Below are 16,769 nucleotides of genomic sequence, written 5' to 3'. Positions count from 1 at the left end.
CTGACAAGCGCTGCGCGTTATGCGCACCCGATCGATAGTCGCATGAGGCCGTTTAAGAGCTTTGAGGTCGAGCAACGAATCGTTGAAATAAAGTCATGGCATTCTCACTTCACCCAGCGTTATCAGCTGTCCAGGGAAACTATTCGGGACCGGCTTAGGCTTGCCGGCGATGTGACTTGCCTGGAAGGTTGGGCCGGGCTATATTTGCATTTAAAACAAGAATTCATCCATCGCCATGACTAATCTGCCCTTCCACCTGGAGCAAGCCGTACTGAGCGGCCCACACGTCCGGCTCGAACCCTACACCCCGCAGCACAAGGACGCGCTGCGCCAGGTGCTCGATTGCGACGCGCCGGCGTGGGACTTGTTCGCCATGAGCGGCCAGGGCGCGCACTTCCACAGCTGGTGGGAGATGCTGACCACGCGGATGGCGGCCGGCCAATGGCTGGCCTATGCGATCCGCGACCTGGCCAGCGGGGAGCTGGTGGGCACCAGCAGCTTCCTCAACATCAAGCCCGAACGCCAGTGCGTGGAAATCGGCGCCACCTTCCTCCATCCAGGCGCGCGTTCCGGCCACGCCAATCCGGCCTCGAAACTGCTGATGCTGGACTATGCGTTCGCGCGTGGCGCACGCCGCGTGGAGCTGCTGACGGACGCGCGCAATGTGCGCAGCCAGGCCGCCATCGCCAAGCTGGGGGCGCAGCGCGAGGGCGTGCTGCGGCGCGACCGCGTCACCTGGACCGGCCATGTGCGCGACAGCGTGCTGTACGCCGTCACCGACCTCGACTGGCCGGACGTGCACGCCCGGCTGGAACGGCGCCTGGCCGGCTAGGGGCCAGCCGGCGCGCTTTCCTTTACAATGGCGGATTACCTGTTCACCTCCGCACTTTTCATGATCGTTCTCGGCGTCGAATCCTCCTGTGACGAAACCGGCCTTGCGCTGTATGACACGCAACGCGGCCTGCTGTCGCACGCCCTCCATTCCCAGGTGGCCATGCACGAGGAATACGGCGGCGTGGTGCCGGAGCTGGCCTCGCGCGACCATATCCGGCGCGCCATCCCGCTGCTGAAAAAGACGCTGGACGGTGCCGGCATCGCCATGGCCGACATCGACGCCATCGCCTACACCCAGGGCCCCGGCCTGGCCGGCGCGCTGCTGGTCGGTTCCTCCATCGCCTGCAGCCTGGGCCTGGCGCTGGACAAGCCGGTGCTGGGCGTGCACCACCTGGAAGGCCATCTGCTGTCGCCGCTGCTGGCGTCGCAGCCGCCCGAATTTCCGTTCGTGGCGCTGCTGGTATCGGGCGGCCACACCCAGCTGATGCGGGTGGACGGCGTGGGCCAGTACACGCTGCTGGGCGAAACGCTGGACGACGCGGCCGGCGAGGCGTTCGACAAGTCGGCCAAGCTCTTGGGCCTCGGTTATCCGGGCGGCCCGGCCATTTCGCGCCTGGCCGAATTCGGCGACCCGCTGGCCTACACGCTGCCGCGCCCGATGCTGCACACCAAGGACTTCAATTTCAGCTTCTCGGGCCTGAAGACGGCCGTGCTGACGGTGGTGAAGAACCACCAGGAACAGGTGATCGCCAACATCTGCGAGCAGGACAAGGCCAACATCGCGCGCGGCTTCGTGGACGCCATCGTCGACGTGCTCACGGCCAAATGCGTGAAGGCGCTCAAGCACACGGGCCTGAAGCGGCTGGTGATCGCCGGCGGCGTGGGCGCCAACGCCCAGCTGCGCGCCTCGCTCAACGCGGCCGCCGCGAAGAAGCGCTTCAAGGTCTACTACCCCGAGCTGGAATTCTGCACCGATAACGGCGCCATGATCGCCTTCGCCGGCGCCATGCGCCTGCAGATCAATCCGCAGGCGGCCCAGCGCGACTACAGCTTCAACGTGCGGCCACGCTGGCCGCTGGAAGAACTCAAGGTCATTTGATGCGCCCTCCCCGGCACGGCGCGCCCTAGTGCGCCGTCGCCGCTGGTGGCGCGCCGGACTGGCCGGCCGCCAGCGCAGCCTGCGCCGGCGCGGCCAGCAAATCGGCGCGCGGGTCGTCCCAGCCCGGCACGTCGCGCGGACAGGCACGGCCGCGCAGTGCGCCGAAATGCAGCGTGGTGAAATTGCCGCGCGGCGTGATGGCGAAGCGGTAATCTGACGCCTCGCCCGTGGCCAGGGACAGCGCCGGCGCCCGTGCAAAACGCAGCCACGCATTGACATGGCAGTCGTCGCGCTGGAGGCGGCGCAATGCCTGCAGGCTGTCCGTCACTTGCGCCATCTCGACGCTGGCCGCATCCAGGCTGACCATCGCACCACCATCGACCAGCCGGCGCGGGCAGGCCAACGGCGCCAGCCAATCGGGCGCCAGGCTGGTCACGCCGCGCCGCATGCGGTAGCTGCCGGCCGCCTCATCGCTTTCGACCGACACGAAGTTCCAGCACAAGGGCTGGGAGGGATAGGCCGTCATGGCCACGTCCACCACGCGCGCGGCCGGGTCCAGGCGCCGCAGCGTGGCGCGCAGGCGCTCGCCGCCCACGTGGGACGCGATGCCCTGCCCCGCCACGTAAGTGCCGCACAGGCCGAACGCCAGCAGCAGCGCGGCACGTCCGCGCGCGCCGGCCCGCTGCTGCGCGGCCCCCAGCAGCAAGCCGGCGCCCAGCAGGGCCGCGCACGAGGCGCCGCCCAGGTAGCCCCGGGCCGTGAAGTACAGCAGCGCGCACACCGGCGCGGCCAGCGCCGCCACGCGCGCGCGCCGCGTGGCCAGCATCATGGCCAGCGGCGCGCCGAACGCGATCCAGTACAGCGGCTCGACGATGAATACCATGTCGCCGTAAAACCAGCGTCCATCGAAGGGATAGAACGGGTGCAGGCCGTAGGAATTGGTGTAGTCGAGCAACAGGTGCAGGCCCAGGCCGGCGACTATGCTGGCCGCCAGTCCCCAACGGGCCGGCCGGCTGGCCCGCAGCAAGGCGCGTGCGGCGGGCCAGCACAGCCACAGCAGGATGGCCAGCGCCAGCGCTTGCGGCAGCGCGTACAGCAGCGTGTGCGTGTGGCCGCGGTGGTTGAGCAGATAGCCCAGCGGATCGGGCAGGCGCCCGGCGAGCAGGATGTCGAGGTCGGGCACATTGCTGGCCAGCGCGCATGCGCTCAGCAGCAAGCGGCGCCGCGTGCGGGTCCGCAGCCCATCAGGCTCCGGCGGCAGGCTGCGCTGCAGCAGTTCGCCCACGCCCAGGCCGACGACGGTGTGTGTGATGTTGTCCATGCACGGCATCTTACCGGATGCCGGATGGGGGCGCCGGCGACCGCTGCCGCGCGGGCCGGTGCCTCAGCGCGGGTCAGTAGGCGATCTGGTTGCGGCCCGACTGCTTGGCCCGCAGCAGGGCCGCGCCGGCCTGGCGCAACAGGCTGTCGCCGTCGGCGATCTCCATGTGGTCGAACGCGCCCACGCCCACGCTGGCCGTGATGGGCAAAATGCGGCTGGCGACCAGGTGCTGCTGCGCCTCGATCTTGATGCGCAGGTTCTCGGCCAGCTTGCAGGCGCCGTCAAACGGCGTGTTGGGCAGCACGATGCAGATTTCCTCGCCGCCGTAGCGGGCCGCGATGTCGATCACGCGCACGCTCTCGCGCAGCATGCGGCCCACGCTGGCCAGCATCTGGTCGCCCACGGCGGGGCCGTAGTTGTCGTTGATCTTGCGGAAGTGGTCGAGGTCTATCATCAGCGCCGACAGCGGGGCGCGGAAGCGCTTGGCGCGCGCCGATTCGAACTTGAGGCGCTGCAGCAGCGAGCGGCGGTTGTGCAGGCCCGTCAACTCGTCCGTGATGGTGAGCTGTTCCAGCTCGCGCATCGAGTCGGTCAGCGCCTTTTCCTTGGTCCGCAGTTCGATCAGGGCCATGGCCTGGCGCGCCAGCCGCGCCAGCACCTGGCGCTGTTCCCCGGTCAACTGGCCCGGCACCGTGTCCATCACGCACAGCGTGCCGATGGCGAAGCCGTCCGCCGACGTCAGCGCCACACTGCTGTACATGCGCATGAATGGCGCGTTGACGGTGAGCGGCATGTGGGCCGTGCGGTAATCGGCCTGCAGGTCGCGAATCTCGGTGGCGCTGTCGCCCAGGATAGCCAGCGAACAATAGCAATCCGTGCGCGGCAACACCGACAGTTCCATGCCCGTGTGGGCCTTGATCCAGACGCGGTCCTGGTCGACCAGCGAAATGAAGGAATACGGTACGTTGCACAGCTTGGCAGCGAGCTCGGTGAGGAAGTTGAAATCCTCACTGGCGGGGGTGTCAAGGATGTTGTAACGGTGCAAGGCGGCCAGGCGGAACTGGTCGGTTTGTGGTCTCGCCACCGGCAAGACGTGGATTTTTTCTGCGGCCAGCATAGGACCCCCAAAACAACGCGATCGACACCAACGACGGGAACGCCGGAGCGGCCCTCCCGTGCCATTTTGCTACCGTGTCAGTTTATCCCAAAATGACGGCCTCGAGCGCGCTTGTAACCCGTGGTTGACAGCGAATTTTAAGACTCCGTCATGATCTGCCGCAGTGCGCGCTCAAATACGTCCACCGGCTGGCCGCCGGAGATCAGATGGCGCTGGTTGATGATAATGGCCGGCACGGAATTGATGCCGTGGCGGGCGAAAAATTGCTCGCGCTCGCGCACCTCGTCCGCGTATTGATTGCTTTCGAGAATTTCCGACGCCGTGGCCGGGTCCAGGCCCGCTTCGCCGGCCAGGCGCACCAGCACATCGTGCGCGCTGGGATTGAGGCCGCGGCTGAAATACGCTTCCAGCAAGGCCAGCTTGAGTTGCTTCTGGCGCCCTTCCAGCTCGGCCCAGTGCAGCAGGCGGTGGGCGTCGAAGGTGTTGTAGATGCGGCTGCGCTGGTCGAGCGCGAAATCGAAGCCCACCTCGGCGCCGCGGGCCCGGATGGCGGCCCGGGTCTGGGCTTGCTGCTCGGCGCTGGCGCCGTATTTCTGCATCAGGTGTTCCGTGATGTCCTGGCCTTCCGGGCCCATGTTGGGATTCAGTTCGAACGGCTGGAAGTGCAGCGTGATGTCGGCCTCGTCGCCGATGCGGGCGATGGCCGCGTCCAGCGCCTTGAGCCCGATGGCGCACCAGGGGCAGGAAACGTCGGAGACGAAATCAATCGTGAGAGGGATGGTCATGGCTAGCCTTTGCAATGGTGACGCGCCGCGCGTGTGCCGGCGCCCGCGCCCCAGATGGCGGCGGCGCGCCGGAATTCAAGCGGGCCGGGCGGGGTGGCCCCGCTGGCGCCGACGGTGGTGCTGCTTACTTGTGCTTGGCCTTGGCGGCGCCGGCGCTCTTGCTGCCGATGCGGCTTTCCTTGCCGGCCAGCAGGTTCGAGATGTTCTGGCTGTGGCGGTAGGCCAGCAGCACGCTCATGATGACGACGGCGAACAGTTGCGGCTCCACGCCGAACAGCAAGCCATAGTAGAACGGCGCGAACAGGGCCGCGATCAGGGCCGCCAGCGAGGAATAGCGGAACGCGAACGCCACCACCAGCCAGGTGGCCAGCGTGGCCAGGCCCAGCCAGGGGTTCAGGCCCAGCAGCACGCCCAGCGCCGTGGCCACGCCCTTGCCGCCCACGAAGCGGAAGAACACGGGCCACAGGTGGCCCAGGAACACGGCGATCGCCACCAGCGCGATCGTCATGTCGCCCACCTGCAGCTGGTCGGCGTAGCGGATCGCCAGCCACACGGCCAGCCAGCCCTTGGCGCCGTCGCCGATCAGGGTCATGATGGCGGCCTTCTTGTTGCCACTTCGCAACACATTGGTGGCGCCGGGATTCTTGGAGCCGTAGGTGCGCGGGTCGGCGATGCCGAACAGCGCGCTCATCACGACGGCGAACGAGATCGAGCCCACCAGGTAGGCGGCCACGGTCATCCATACTGTATTCATTGTGTCCCTTTGCGAATAATTCCCGGCGCTCCGGGCCGGGGGAGGCTGAATATACACCAAGCCCGCCCGCCATCGGGAAAATTGTGCGGTTTTGCCAACGCCGTCCGGGCGCTCAGTCAGCCAGCGCGCATTGCACCGGGCGCGCCTTCAGCACGTCCACCAGCACCTGCGGCGCGATGCCCACCAGGTAGCCGCGCCGGCCGCCATTGATATAAATCGTTTCCAGCGCGAGGATGGATTGCTCCACGTAGACCGGCATGGCCTTGCGGGTGCCGAATGGCGACGTGCCGCCCACCTGGTAGCCGCTGTGGCGCTGCGCCACTTCCGGCTTGCACGGCTCGACCGACTTGCAGCCGATGGCGCGCGCCAGGTTCTTGGTCGAGACCTTGCAGTCGCCGTGCATCAGTACGATCAGCGGCTTGGCCGCCTCGTCCTGCATCACCAGCGTCTTGACCACGTGGTGCTCGTCCACGCCCAGTTCGCGCGCCGACACGGTGGTGCCGCCATGCTCCTCGTAGTCGTAGGGATGCTCGCTGAACGCCACCTTCTGCTTGCGCAGCAGCTGGGTGGCCGGGGTTTCGGAAATGTGTTCTTTCTTTGCCATGCCGTGATACGCTAAACGTTCGCTAAGGAGTGTCGCATTATGCCGCAAGAAATTCGCCTTGCCACTTTCAATGTTTGCAACCTGGCCCCGCCGGGCGCGAAATTGTACGACAACCTGGCGCCACTGACGCAGGCGCAATACGAAGCGAAAATCGAATGGACGGCGCGCCAGCTCGACCAGCTGGACGCGGACGTGGTCGGGCTGCAGGAAGTGTTCAGCCTCGACACATTGCGCGCCGTGCTGGCGCGCTGCCGGCGCTACGATGGCGCCACCGTGGCCGGAGTGGCGCCCGATCCGCTGGCCGAGCGCCTCACGCCGCAAGTGGCGCTGGTCTCGCGCCTGCCGCTGGCCGCGCCGGCCACCAGCCACCCCGCCTTCCCCGCCGGCGTGGCCATGCCCTGCGCCTGCCGCGACCCCGACCGCTACGCGCGCGCGCCCGTGCACGCGCAGGTACTGCTGCCCGGCGGCGGCACGCTCGATGTGCTGGTGGTGCACCTGAAATCGAAGCGGCCCGACTACCGCAATGGCGGCGACGCCAATGGCAACGGCGGCAACGGCGGCAACGGCGGCCCCGATCCCGTGCAGTACGCTCAGGCCAACCTGCGTTCATTGATCCGGCGCGGCACCGAGGCCGTGGCGCTGCGCGCGCTGGCCGGCGAACTGGCGCTGGGGGCGCGCCAACCGTGCGTGGTGCTGGGCGACTTCAACGATACGCTCGACGCCGTCACCACCGGCATCGTGCTGGGCGCCGGCGCCCCGTGCCTGCCCGGCGAGGAACTGCGGGGCCGCCTGTTCGACTGCAACCAGATCCAGCTGCGCCAGGACCAGGCGCGCCACCTGGGCTACACCAACGTCCACGAAGGCCACTACATGACGATCGACCATGTGCTGGTGTCGGAGCAGTTCAACCCGGCCTCGCCCCACGCCATCGGCGCCGTGCTGGACGTGAGCTACCTGAACGACCATTTGCTGCTGCAGCGCCCGGAAGCGTCCGACCACGGCCAGGTGCTGGTGCGGCTGCGCCTGTACGATACCGATACGGACGCCCCGCCCAGCGCGCCGCGCTGACGGCCCACGCGGGGCGCCGCGCCGGCCACGCTGGCAATGCCGGCGCTCAGCGCGCGGCGCCGGACGCCGCGCCATCCGCCGCGGCCGACGCCGGCCCCGCATCGGCGCGCACATAAGTGCCCTGGTACTGGTCGCAGCCCTGCTCGCGCAGGTAGCGCAGCTGCATCTCCGTCTCCACGCCCTCGGCCAGCACTTTCATCTTCAGGCTGTGGGCCAGCGCGATGATGGCGCTGACCACGGCCGCCTCGGCCGGCTCATGCTCGAAATCGTTGACGAAGGAACGGTCGATCTTGAGCTTGTCGACCGGGCAGTCCTTCAAGTGGCCCAGGCGCGAATAGCCGGTGCCGAAATCGTCGATCACCAGGCTCACCCCCATGGCCCGCAAGTCCTGCAGCGTGGCCAGCGCGCCGTTGCCATCCTTCATCAGCACCATTTCCGTGATCTCCAGCGCCAGCAGCGACGGCGGCAGGGCCGACGCCTGCAATGTCGCGCGCACCGTGGCGGCCAGTTCGCGCTGCATGAACTGGCTGGGCGACAGGTTGACGGCCACCACCAGCGGCCGGCCCTCGTCCTGCCAGCCGCGCGCGCGACGGCACGCCTCCTGCAACACCCAGGTGCCGATGGCCACCATCAGGCCGCAATCCTCGGCCACGTCAATGAAGCGGGCCGGCGCCAGCAGCCCCAGTTCCGGATGGCGCCAGCGCACCAGCGCCTCCATCCCCAGCACCTGGCCGGTGGCCAGGTCCAGCTCCGGCTGGAACGCCAGCTCGAACTGGCGTTCGGCCACGGCGCGCCGCAGGTCGTTCTCGAAGCGCACCCGTTCCGTGATCCGCAGGTTCATGTCGGCGTTGAAGAACTGGTAGCGGTTGCGGCCATGTTCCTTGGCATGGTACATGGCCAGGTCGGCGTGGCGCACCAGGGTGTCGATGTCGGTGCCGTCGTCGGGGTAGACGCTGATGCCGATCGAGGTGGTCACGACGAGCCGGTGCTGGTCCAGCACATACTGCTGGGTGATCGCTTGCAGCACGGTGGCCGCCACGTGGGCCGCCTGGTCCACGGCGCCGATGTCGGTCAGCACGATCAGGAATTCGTCGCCGCCCTGGCGGCTCACCGTGTCCACGGCGCGCACGCAGCGCACCAGCCGGGCGGCCACTTCGCGCAGCAGCGAATCGCCCACGTGGTGGCCCAGCGCGTCGTTGATGTGCTTGAAGCGGTCCAGGTCCAGGAACAGGATGGCCAGCTTGCTGTGGTGGCGGCGGGCCGCCGTCAGGGCCAGATTCAGGCGGTCCAGCAGCAGCGCGCGGTTCGGCAGGCCGGTCAGGAAATCGTGCTCGGCCAGGTGGCGCGCCTGGGCCTCGGCCCGCTTGCGTTCCGTGATGTCCGACAGCATGCCCATGTAGTTGCACACCTGCCGGCGCGCGTCACGGATGGCCGTCAGCGCCAGCCAGGCCAGGTAGCGCTGGCCGTTGGCGCGCACGGCCCACACTTCGCCCTGCCAGTGGTCGCCTTCGTCCACGGCGGCCAGGATGCGGTGGTACTGGGCCTCGTCCTCGATGCCGCAGCGGTGCGCGCCCAGCGGCTGGCCCAGCATCTGCGCGCCGTGGTAGCCGGTCACCTCGTCGTAGGCCCGGTTGACGGCCGCGATCACATGCTGGCCATCGGTGAGCACGATGGCGTCGCGGCTGTTCTCGAACACCTGGGCCGCCAGGCACAGCGACTGCTCGGCCTCCTTGCGGGCCGAAATGTCGCGGATCACCGTGTAGTAGGCGTGCTTGCGGTCCAGCGTGACGGAAGTCATCAGGACCTCGGCCCAGAATGGCTGGCCGGCGCCGTTCAGGTAGCGCCACTCGAAGCGCAGGTTGCCTTGCGCGTGGGCCTGGCGCGCGCGCAGCCGGGCGGCGGCGGCCGACGGCGCGCCGTCGGCCTGGGTCGGCGGCGACAGCTGGGCCAGCGTGCGCCGCAGCAGCGCCTCCTTGTGGGTATGGCCGAACAGCGCCAGCGCGGCCGGGTTGGCGTCGGCGATGCGGCCGCGCCGCACCAGCACGATGGCGTCGCTGGAACGGTCGATCAGGTGGCGGAAATTGGCGCTGGCCGACAGTTGCGCACTCTCCTCGGCCTTGCGGGCCGTGATGTCCACGTCCAGGCAGAACACCTGGTCCGGCGCCCCGCCCGGGCCCACGGGGAACATGGTGGAATAGATCCACACGGTACGCCCGTCGGCCAGCCGCATGCACCAGTCGCGTGCCGCGCCGGGCTGGCCCGTGCGCCACACGCGGGCGATGGCCGCCGCGTAGTCGTCGGCCATCGCGGCCGGACGCAGCAGCGACTCCAGCGGCCGCCCCAGCGCGTCGGCCGTGGCCACGCCGTACAACCGCGCGCAGGTGTGGTTCCAGAACCGCACCATGCCGGCCCGGTCCACGCTGCGCACGGCCACCATGGGCATCGCTTCGATCGCGGCCACGATGCGGGCGATGACGTCGAGCGCCTGGTGGCCCGATCCTTCGTAGCAGACGCCGTCGGCGCTCGATGCTGGAATACTCACGTTAACCTCACGAAATAATTGTCCGCATCAGCGTTCCAGCCATTCTTTCCTTGGCACGGCTGCGCGCGTTTGACTTCGCTCAAGAAAGTCACGCCCACCGTCCGCTACTACAACTTCGGTTGCCATAAACCAACAATGTCGCCCGCTTGGACGGCGCCGGTGGTGGCGCTGGCGTCCCGCTTTTTGCAGCTCACGCCCGTTTTCCTGCGCTTTGTCGCATTCCGGTGGCGGCCGCCGGTCCCTCTTCTTAAAGTGGCAACATGCGTTCAACTGCAGACGAAGGCAAGGGGGACAGGACTGTCCCCCTTCCAACTATGCGGCCACGCCACGAACCATCCCCCAGGCGCCCCGCCCCCATGCCACAAGAAGACGACAACATGAAAATCGAGACCCTGCCTCCCCAGTCCGTCGTGCGGCGCCACCGCTGGCGCCTTCCCGTGATCGCCGTGGCCGTGCTGGGTCTGGCCGGCGGCGGCTGGGCCCTGCTGCGGCCCCAGCCCACGGCCGCCCACGCCAGCGAGCAGCAGGGCAAGCCTAAGACCGACGCACCCGCCCCGCTGGAACTGGCCGCCACCGACGTGGCGGCCATCGCGGCCCGCTCGCTGGCGCTGCGCCTGCCGTTGTCCGGCTCGTTGGCGCCGCTCAACCAGGCCACCGTCAAGTCCAAGGTGTCGGGCCAGGTGGAGCTGACCACGGTGCAGGAAGGCATGGCCGTCACGGCCGGCCAGGTGCTGGCGCGCATCGACCTGGCCGACTTGCGGGCCCGCCTGGCCCAGCAGCAGGCGGCGCTGGACGAGGCCCAGGCCAGGCTGTCGCTGGCCACCAAGAACGAGGCCAGCAGCCAGGCCCTGCTCAAGCAGAAATTCATCGCCCAGACCGCGTATGACGCCACCCAGAACAGCGTGGAACTGGCGCGCGCCAACGTCAAGGCGGCCGCCGCCGCCGTCGAGGTGGCGCGCATCGCCGTCAACGATGGCGTGATCCGCGCGCCCATCAGCGGCATCGTCAGCAAGCGCCACGTGCAGGCCGGTGAGAAGCTGGCGCCCGACATGCCCGTCTTCACCATCGTCAACCTGGCCGAGCTGACGCTGGAGGCGCAGGTGCCGGCGTCGGAGATCCCGCGCATCCAGGTGGGCCAGGAAGTGCGCTTCCAGGTCGATGGCTTCCAGCAGCGCGAATTCACGGGCAAGGTGGCCCGCATCAACCCCACCACGGAGGCCGGCTCGCGCTACATGCTGGTATACGTGGCCGTGCCCAACGGCGACGGCGCGCTGCGCGGCGGCATGTTCGCCAAGGGTAGCCTGGTCACGGCCCGCTCGGCCGTGGCGCCACTGGTGCCGCTGGCTGCCGTGCGCACGGAACAGGGCCGGCAAGTGGTGTACACCATCGTCCAGGACAAGGTGGCCGTGCAGCCCGTGGTACTGGGCATGCGCAACGAGGATGAGGGCTACGCCGAGGTGACGGATGGCCTGGCGGCTGGCGCCAGCGTGATCGTCTCGAAAATCGACGGCCTCAAGGCCGGCAGCCCCGTCAAGCCGCCGCGGCGCGCGGCGGCCGCGCAACCGGCGCAACTGGCGCAGAAGGACTGAGCCATGTGGATCACCAAAGTCAGCATCCAGAACCCCGTGTTCGCCACCATGGTGATGGTGGCGCTGGTCGTGCTGGGCCTGTTCTCGTACCAGGGACTGGGCCTGGAAGCCATGCCCAACGTGCAGATCCCCGTGGCCATCGTGGAAGTGCAGTATCCGGGCGCCTCGCCCGAGGCGGTGGAGAACGACATCACGCGGCCGCTGGAAGACATCATCAATACCGTCAGCGGCATCAAGACCCTGCGTTCCAATTCGTGGGAAGGCCGGGCCGGCGTGTACATCGATTTCAACCTGTCCACCAACATGGACAAGGCCATGCAGGATATCCGCGACAAGGTGGCGCTGGTGCGGCCGCGCTTCCCCAAGGAGGCCAAGGACCCGTTCATCGCCCGCGTGGAAGGCGAGAACGAGCAGCCCATCGTGCAACTGAGCCTGACGGCCAGCGCCCACTCGCTGCGCGAACTGTCCTCGCTGGCCGAGCAGGTGATCACCAAGCGCTTCCAGGCCGTGCCCGGCGTGGGCCAGGTGCGCCTGACGGGCACGCGCGCGCGCCAGGTCCTCGTCAGCCTGCGCCCGGCCGACATGACGGCCCAGGCCGTGGGCGTGGATGAGGTGATCGCCGCCATCCAGGCCACCAACACCAACCTGCCGGCCGGCAGCATCAGCTACGGCGCCAGCGAGCAGCTGGTGCGGGTCGAGGGCAAGCTGAAACAGGCGCGCGAGTTCAGCAAGATCATCGTGGCGCGCCGCGCCAACGGCCCCGTGTTCCTCGACCAGGTGGCCAACGTGGTCGACGGCGAGCAGGAGGAACTGTCGATCTCGCGCCTGAACGGCCGGCGCGCCATCTCGATCGAGATCACCAAGGTGCAGGACGCCAACGTGGTGGCCGTGGGCACCGGCATCCAGCAGGTGGCGGCCGAACTGAAAAAGACGCTGCCGTCCGATATCGAGCTCAAAGTGCTCAACGACGATTCCGTGCACGTGCAAAGCCAGCTCACCAACGTCAAGGAAACCATCATCGAAGGCGCCGTGCTGACCATGGTGATCGTGTTCCTGTTCCTGCACTCGTGGCGCAGCACCATCATCACCGGCCTCACGCTGCCGATTTCCGTGATGGCCAGCTTCATCGCCATGAAGGCGTTCGGCTTCACGCTCAACTTCCTGACGCTGATGGCGCTGTCCTTGTGCATCGGCCTGCTGATCGACGACGCCATCGTGGTGCGCGAGAACATCGTGCGCCACCTGGGCATGGGCAAGGACCACCGCCGCGCCGCCGGCGACGGCACCAACGAGATCGGGCTGGCCGTGATGGCCACCACCTTCGCCATCGTGGCCGTGTTCGTGCCGGTGGCCTTCATGCAGGGCATCATCGGCCGCTTCTTCCTGCAGTTCGGGGTGACGGTGGCGGTGGCCGTGCTGGTGTCGCTGTTCGTCAGCTTCACGCTCGACCCCATGCTGTCGTCCGTGTGGCGCGATCCGGTGCAGGACCGCTTCAAGTACGCGCCGTGGCTGGGCCGCTTGATGGCCTGGCTGGAAGGCGGCGTGCACCGCCTGCATGGCGTCTACGGCCAGGTGCTGGCCGTGGCGCTGCGCTGGCGCAAGACCACGCTGGCCGTGGCCCTGGCCCTGTTCGTGGCCAGCCTGGCGCTGGTGCCCATGATAGGCGGCGAAATGTTCCCGGATACGGACGACGGCCGCATCTTCATGCGCTTCAAGACCCCGGTCGGCTCCAGCCTGGAATACACGGACAGCAAGGTGGCGCAGGCCGAGGCGGCGCTGAAAAGCTTCCCCGAGATCGTGGACGTGCTGTCGCGCGTGGGCACCCAGGACGGGCGCAACACGGCCGACGTGGTCATGAAGCTGAGCGACCTGAAGACGCACAAGCGGCGCTCGCAGAAGGAGCTGGAAAAGCTGGTGCGGGCGCGCCTGTCCACCATCGCCGGCATCACGCTGTCGGTGGGCCAGAAGCCCATCTTCATCGCCATTCTCGGCACCGACGAGGGCAAGCTGGACGCCGTGGCCCAGCGCCTGATGGACAAGATGAAGCGCATCAAGGGCGTGGCCGACCTCGAATACAGCCAGGAAGGGGCCAACCCGTCCACCACCATCAAGATCAACAACGAGCTGGCCAGCGACCTGGGACTGTCGGTGCAGCAGATCGGCGCCGCGCTGCGCCCGTTCGTGGCCGGCGACACGGTCAGCCACTGGCTGGCCGACGATGGCCAGAACTATGACGTGAACGTGCAACTGCCCAAGTCCGGCCGGCAGAAGATCGCCGACCTGGCCGACCTGTCGCTGGCGTCAAGCAAGCCGGGGCCGGACGGCAAGCCGATCATGATCCCGCTGCGCCAGGTGGTGGAGTTCGTGCCCTCGTCCAGCCCGCAGGTGCTCAAGCGCCAGGCGCTGCAGCGGCGGGTGGCCATCTACGCGGCCGTGGAAGGCCGGCCCGGCGGCGACGTGGACGCCGACATCAAGCGCGCCATGCAGCAGATCGAATTGCCGGCCGGGGTGCGCTTCGACGTGGCCGGCTCGGCACAGGATATGGCAGAAACCATGTCCGGCGCGGCCATGGCGCTGGGCATCGCCGTGATCTTCATCTACCTGGTGCTGGCCTCGCAGTTCGGCAGCTTCCTGCAGCCGGTGGCCATCATGGTGTCGCTGCCGCTGTCCTTGATCGGGGTGCTGGTGGCGCTGCTGGTGACGGGCACCACGCTCAACATCTTCTCCGTGATCGGCTTCATCATGCTGATGGGCCTGGTGACCAAGAACGCCATCTTGCTGGTGGACTTCACCAACCACGGCCAGCGCGCGGGCCTGAGCCAGTTCGACGCCATCATGGAGGCCGGCCAGGTACGGCTGCGCCCCATCCTGATGACGACGCTGGCCATGGTGTTCGGCATGCTGCCGATGGCGATCGGCATGGGCGACGGCGGCGAATTGCAAGCGCCCATGGGCCGTGCCGTGATTGGTGGCGTGCTCACCTCCACCCTGCTGACGCTGGTGGTGGTGCCGGTGGCGTACACTTATCTGGATAACCTGGGCAAGCGGGCGGCCCGCTATTTCAAGGGCAAGCCGGAGCACGGCGTGGCTGCCGTGCCGGCGGAGCAGCAGGCGGCGGAAGTGGCCTGAAGCCGCTGGGGTGCGCGACGCGCTACGTGGGGAGGGGCGCGGGGGCGGCGCCCCCGTTCTTATTCGGTCGGTGCGTGGTCGGCGTCGGGGGCGTCGCCGTCATCGGCGTCCGCTTCGGCCGCCTCATCCCTGGCGCCGGGATTGGCCTTCAGCTCGGCCTTGCGCCTGGCTTTTTCCTCGGCTTTCTTTTTCTTCTCTAATTCGCGTTGCCGCTTTTCATATTGGAAATTTGTCTTTGCCATTTGCATCCTCTGGTTTCACGATAATGTAGTAACTCAGGCACATTATGACGCAGATAGGGGCCGCACAAGTTTTTCATCCGCGCGGATGATGTTGCGCATGTAAATGCTTGAGTCGCTCGCGCGCCACGTGGGTGTAGATCTGGGTGGTGGAAATGTCGGAATGGCCCAGCAGCAGCTGCACCACGCGCAAGTCGGCGCCGTGGTTGAGCAGATGGGTGGCGAACGCGTGGCGCAGCGTGTGCGGCGACAGCGGCGCCGTGATGCCGGCCCGCTGCGCGTGCTTCTTGATCAGCACCCAGAACATCTGGCGCGTCATGGGGCCGCCGCGGGCCGTCACGAACAGCGCGTCATCCACCTGGCCATCGAGGATCACGCCGCGCGCCTCGCGCAGATAGCGCTCTATCCACTGCCGGGCCTGGGCGCCGAACGGCACCAGCCGCGTCTTGGCGCCCTTGCCCGTGATGCGCAGCACGCCGTCGTTCAGGCTCAGTTCCAGCAGCTTGAGCGCCACCAGTTCCGACACCCGCAAGCCGCTCGCGTACATCAGCTCCAGCATGGTGCGTTCGCGCAGGCCCAGCGGGGTGGACACGTCGGGCGCGGCCAGCAGCGCTTCCACCTGCGCTTCGCTCAGCGTGTGGACGAAACGGGTGGGCTGTTTGGCCGACGGCAGTTGGGCGCAGGGATCGGCCGTGATCTGCTTGTTGCGCAGCGCATGCTGGTAGAAACGCTTGAGCACGGACAGGCGCCGGTTCGAGGAACTGGGCTTGGTCTCGTCATGGCGGGCCGCAAAATAGGCGCTGATGTCATGGCCGCCCACGGCGTGCAGGTCGGCCAGCGCCGGACGCTGCACCTGCAACCAGCGCGCGAACAGGCGCAGGTCGCGCCGGTAGGCTTCCAGCGTGTTCTTCGACAGGCCATCCTCCAGCCACAGGCTGTCGCAGAAGCTGTCGATCAGAGCAACGTTGTCTGGCGCCATGCGTACTCGCTCGCTCCCTCGTGCGCCAGCAGCCAGCGCTTGATGTCCAGGTGGTAGCTGTGCTGGTCATCGCTGTTGGAAAAGCCACCCAGGCCGTTGGCGGCCGTCACCCGGTGGCAGGGGATCACGAGCGGGAACCAGTTGGCGCCGCACGCCTGGCCCACGGCGCGCGGCGCCGAGCCGATGTGGCGCGCCACTTCGCCGTAGGTGCGCACGCTGCCGCGCGGGATGGCGGCGATGGTGTCCCACACCTTGTGCTGGAACGCGCTGCCCACGCGCGCCAGCGGCAGGTCGAACACGAAGTCGGGGTCCTGGCAGTAGCGCAGCACCTGTTCGGCCGCCAGTTCGGCCACCTTGTCCTGCGGCGCCTTCTCGTCGAAATGGGGCGCCAGGTAGAACAGTTCCGTCACCAGCGCGCCGGCCGTACGGATGCCGAACTTGCCAAATGGCACGTCGAGGATGGCGGAAAAAAGTGCGCTGCCCTGTTGTATTCTCGTCACGAATGTTGTCCTTCGGGTTGTTCTGCCGTCGCGCCGGCACAGCACAGCACCGGTACGGCATCCGTCATTGTAAAACCTCGGGAATCGGCATAGGGGCGGCCAGCATAGCTGACCGGTCCCCTGCCACACCACCCGGCATGCGGGTCCGCACCGGGCGGTTCGAGTAGTTGAGGTTAAGACAGGCGTGGTACGCCCAACCGGTCGAAGTA

Annotated in this window: 14 protein-coding genes; 5 read left to right on the top strand and 9 right to left on the bottom strand. The window is 67.7% G+C overall.

Going from position 1 to position 16,769, the window contains the following annotated elements; translation table 11 throughout:
• Window positions 1–235 precede the first annotated feature (235 nt).
• Both H3H36_RS23205 and tsaD read left to right on the top strand, forming a co-directional pair.
• Window positions 236–832, top strand: coding sequence for a GNAT family N-acetyltransferase (locus H3H36_RS23205; protein WP_182220440.1), 597 nt, complete (start codon window positions 236–238; stop codon window positions 830–832).
• Between the two features lie 60 nt (window positions 833–892).
• Window positions 893–1,933, top strand: a complete 1,041-nt coding sequence (gene tsaD / locus H3H36_RS23200) for a tRNA (adenosine(37)-N6)-threonylcarbamoyltransferase complex transferase subunit TsaD (RefSeq protein ID WP_182220439.1) — start codon at window positions 893–895, stop codon at window positions 1,931–1,933.
• Between the two features lie 25 nt (window positions 1,934–1,958).
• On the opposite strand, the gene H3H36_RS23195 is transcribed toward tsaD, so the two are convergent.
• From H3H36_RS23195 to ybaK, 5 genes are all read right to left on the bottom strand, one after another.
• Entirely contained in the window at window positions 1,959–3,254 is a 1,296-nt protein-coding gene (locus tag H3H36_RS23195) for a metal-dependent hydrolase (RefSeq protein ID WP_182220438.1), read from the bottom strand.
• Between the two features lie 73 nt (window positions 3,255–3,327).
• Window positions 3,328–4,338, bottom strand: a complete 1,011-nt coding sequence (locus H3H36_RS23190; RefSeq protein ID WP_311196679.1) for a GGDEF domain-containing protein — start codon at window positions 4,336–4,338, stop codon at window positions 3,328–3,330.
• Between the two features lie 170 nt (window positions 4,339–4,508).
• Window positions 4,509–5,156, bottom strand: coding sequence for a DsbA family oxidoreductase (locus tag H3H36_RS23185; protein WP_182220436.1), 648 nt, complete (start codon window positions 5,154–5,156; stop codon window positions 4,509–4,511).
• Window positions 5,157–5,280: 124 nt separating this feature from the next.
• A complete protein-coding gene (gene plsY, locus H3H36_RS23180; protein WP_182220435.1) occupies window positions 5,281–5,910 on the bottom strand; it encodes a glycerol-3-phosphate 1-O-acyltransferase PlsY in 630 nt (209 codons plus the stop codon).
• A gap of 112 nt (window positions 5,911–6,022) precedes the next feature.
• Complete coding sequence (gene ybaK / locus H3H36_RS23175; RefSeq protein ID WP_182220434.1) at window positions 6,023–6,514, bottom strand: Cys-tRNA(Pro) deacylase; 492 nt, start codon at window positions 6,512–6,514, stop codon at window positions 6,023–6,025.
• 39 nt (window positions 6,515–6,553) lie between these two features.
• On the opposite strand from ybaK, the gene H3H36_RS23170 reads away from it, so the two are divergent.
• Entirely contained in the window at window positions 6,554–7,582 is a 1,029-nt protein-coding gene (locus H3H36_RS23170; protein ID WP_182220433.1) for an endonuclease/exonuclease/phosphatase family protein, read from the top strand.
• A 46-nt stretch (window positions 7,583–7,628) separates the two neighbouring features.
• Here the strand turns inward: H3H36_RS23170 and H3H36_RS27585 are convergent, their stop codons facing one another.
• Window positions 7,629–10,124 (bottom strand): sensor domain-containing protein, encoded by a 2,496-nt coding sequence (locus tag H3H36_RS27585; protein ID WP_311196678.1) that lies wholly within the window; start codon window positions 10,122–10,124, stop codon window positions 7,629–7,631.
• Between the two features lie 377 nt (window positions 10,125–10,501).
• Between H3H36_RS27585 and H3H36_RS23160 the strand changes: the two genes are divergently transcribed.
• Both H3H36_RS23160 and H3H36_RS23155 read left to right on the top strand, forming a co-directional pair.
• A complete protein-coding gene (locus H3H36_RS23160) occupies window positions 10,502–11,713 on the top strand; it encodes an efflux RND transporter periplasmic adaptor subunit (protein WP_182220432.1) in 1,212 nt (403 codons plus the stop codon).
• Window positions 11,714–11,716: 3 nt separating this feature from the next.
• Window positions 11,717–14,842 (top strand): efflux RND transporter permease subunit, encoded by a 3,126-nt coding sequence (locus H3H36_RS23155; protein WP_182220431.1) that lies wholly within the window; start codon window positions 11,717–11,719, stop codon window positions 14,840–14,842.
• Window positions 14,843–14,901: 59 nt separating this feature from the next.
• Here H3H36_RS23155 and H3H36_RS23150 read toward each other — a convergent pair whose 3' ends face one another.
• The 3 genes from H3H36_RS23150 to H3H36_RS23140 all read right to left on the bottom strand — a co-directional run bounded on the left by H3H36_RS23150 (window position 14,902) and on the right by H3H36_RS23140 (window position 16,560).
• On the bottom strand, window positions 14,902–15,084 hold the full coding sequence (locus H3H36_RS23150; RefSeq protein WP_182220430.1) for a hypothetical protein: 183 nt from the start codon (window positions 15,082–15,084) through the stop codon (window positions 14,902–14,904).
• A 73-nt stretch (window positions 15,085–15,157) separates the two neighbouring features.
• On the bottom strand, window positions 15,158–16,060 hold the full coding sequence (gene xerD, locus H3H36_RS23145) for a site-specific tyrosine recombinase XerD (RefSeq protein ID WP_182220429.1): 903 nt from the start codon (window positions 16,058–16,060) through the stop codon (window positions 15,158–15,160).
• On the bottom strand, window positions 16,036–16,560 hold the full coding sequence (locus H3H36_RS23140) for a methylated-DNA--[protein]-cysteine S-methyltransferase (RefSeq protein ID WP_182220428.1): 525 nt from the start codon (window positions 16,558–16,560) through the stop codon (window positions 16,036–16,038). Before H3H36_RS23140 ends, xerD begins: the two co-directional genes overlap by 25 nt.
• Between the last annotated feature and the right edge of the window lie 209 nt (window positions 16,561–16,769).

The organism is Rugamonas fusca (assembly GCF_014042365.1).
Taxonomy (GTDB): domain Bacteria; phylum Pseudomonadota; class Gammaproteobacteria; order Burkholderiales; family Burkholderiaceae_D; genus Rugamonas; species Rugamonas fusca.
Note: the sequence above shows the minus strand (reverse complement) of the source record. Positions and strands in the feature narration are given on the sequence as shown.

Bases quoted from the DNA above. Each gene is read 5' to 3' on its own strand.
- H3H36_RS23150 (WP_182220430.1), bottom strand. From the start codon at position 15,084: ATGGCAAAGACAAATTTCCAATATGAAAAGCGGCAACGCGAATTAGAG.
- H3H36_RS23155 (WP_182220431.1), top strand. From the start codon at position 11,717: ATGTGGATCACCAAAGTCAGCATCCAGAACCCCGTGTTCGCCACCATG.
- H3H36_RS23185 (WP_182220436.1), bottom strand. From the start codon at position 5,156: ATGACCATCCCTCTCACGATTGATTTCGTCTCCGACGTTTCCTGCCCC.
- plsY (WP_182220435.1), bottom strand. From the start codon at position 5,910: ATGAATACAGTATGGATGACCGTGGCCGCCTACCTGGTGGGCTCGATC.
- H3H36_RS23195 (WP_182220438.1), bottom strand. From the start codon at position 3,254: ATGGACAACATCACACACACCGTCGTCGGCCTGGGCGTGGGCGAACTG.
- H3H36_RS23160 (WP_182220432.1), top strand. From the start codon at position 10,502: ATGAAAATCGAGACCCTGCCTCCCCAGTCCGTCGTGCGGCGCCACCGC.
- ybaK (WP_182220434.1), bottom strand. From the start codon at position 6,514: ATGGCAAAGAAAGAACACATTTCCGAAACCCCGGCCACCCAGCTGCTG.
- H3H36_RS23170 (WP_182220433.1), top strand. From the start codon at position 6,554: ATGCCGCAAGAAATTCGCCTTGCCACTTTCAATGTTTGCAACCTGGCC.
- H3H36_RS23205 (WP_182220440.1), top strand. From the start codon at position 236: ATGACTAATCTGCCCTTCCACCTGGAGCAAGCCGTACTGAGCGGCCCA.
- tsaD (WP_182220439.1), top strand. From the start codon at position 893: ATGATCGTTCTCGGCGTCGAATCCTCCTGTGACGAAACCGGCCTTGCG.
- xerD (WP_182220429.1), bottom strand. From the start codon at position 16,060: ATGGCGCCAGACAACGTTGCTCTGATCGACAGCTTCTGCGACAGCCTG.